The organism is Shinella sp., assembly GCF_052438155.1.
Lineage (GTDB): Bacteria > Pseudomonadota > Alphaproteobacteria > Rhizobiales > Rhizobiaceae > Shinella.
Map to the genome: position 1 here is coordinate 1 of NZ_JBQVPI010000108.1, position 911 is coordinate 911.

Annotated in this window: 1 protein-coding gene; it reads left to right on the forward strand. The window is 61.9% G+C overall.

Annotated features, from left to right (window positions below; all coding sequences use genetic code 11):
* Positions 1–911, forward strand: a 911-nt coding sequence (tuf, locus tag ACT6VE_RS34845; RefSeq protein WP_444802659.1) for an elongation factor Tu, incomplete at both ends; no start/stop codon positions are given.

The window sequence follows — 911 nt, forward strand, 5'->3', positions numbered from 1 at the left end:
ATGGCAAAGAGCAAGTTCGAGCGCAACAAGCCTCACGTAAACATCGGCACGATCGGCCACGTTGACCATGGCAAGACGTCGCTGACGGCAGCGATCACGAAGTATTTCGGCGAATACAAGGCGTACGACCAGATCGACGCTGCTCCGGAAGAAAAGGCCCGCGGCATCACCATCTCGACGGCACACGTCGAATATGAAACGCCTGCCCGTCACTACGCCCACGTCGACTGCCCCGGCCACGCCGACTACGTCAAGAACATGATCACCGGTGCTGCCCAGATGGACGGCGCGATCCTGGTCTGCTCGGCTGCTGACGGCCCGATGCCGCAGACCCGCGAGCACATCCTGCTTGCTCGCCAGGTTGGCGTTCCGGCAATCGTCGTGTTCCTCAACAAGGTCGACCAGGTTGACGACGCCGAGCTTCTCGAGCTCGTCGAACTGGAAGTCCGCGAACTTCTGTCGTCCTACGACTTCCCGGGCGACGACATTCCGATCGTCAAGGGTTCGGCTCTGGCCGCTCTGGAAGATTCGGACAAGAAGATCGGTGAAGACGCGATCCGCGAGCTGATGGCTGCTGTCGACGCCTACATCCCGACGCCTGAGCGTCCGATCGACCAGCCGTTCCTGCTGCCGATCGAAGACGTGTTCTCGATCTCGGGCCGTGGTACGGTTGTGACGGGCCGCGTCGAGCGTGGCATCGTCAAGGTTGGTGAAGAAGTCGAGATCGTCGGCATCCGCCCGACCACCAAGACGACGGTTACCGGCGTTGAAATGTTCCGCAAGCTGCTCGACCAGGGCCAGGCCGGCGACAACGTCGGCGCGCTGATCCGTGGCGTACAGCGTGACGGCGTCGAGCGTGGCCAGATCCTGTGCAAGCCGGGTTCGGTCAAGCCGCACAAGAAGTTCATGGC